We start from the raw sequence: 257 nt of genomic DNA, 5'->3' as shown, positions 1-257 counted from the left end.
CGGATATCCATTTTAATATGATAAAAAATATAAAATTTTTCTGGGACGTTTTAAAAGAAGCCTTTACAGAATGGAATGATTCTTCCGCATCCAGGGATTCGGCAAGTCTTGCATATTATGCCATTTTTTCCATTCCGGGGTTATTGATTATCATCATCTGGATTGCCGGAAATTTCTTCGGTGAAGAGGCAATCCGTGGAGAAATAAGCAATCAAATCAGTGGATTGATGGGAACTGATGTTGCCCAAAGCATTCAA

The 257-nt window shown here is 37.7% G+C and carries 1 pseudogene; it reads left to right on the top strand.

The annotated features are described in order from the left end of the window. Window positions 1-17: 17 nt before the first annotated feature. Window positions 18-257, top strand: a pseudogene (locus SCA31_RS24330) (ribonuclease BN); the annotation flags it as partial.

The sequence above is a fragment of the Chryseobacterium sp. SIMBA_028 genome, from assembly GCF_046535285.1.
Classification (GTDB): domain Bacteria; phylum Bacteroidota; class Bacteroidia; order Flavobacteriales; family Weeksellaceae; genus Chryseobacterium.
The sequence above is the reverse complement of the archived record's forward strand: the minus strand, read 5'-3'. Positions and strand labels throughout refer to the sequence as shown.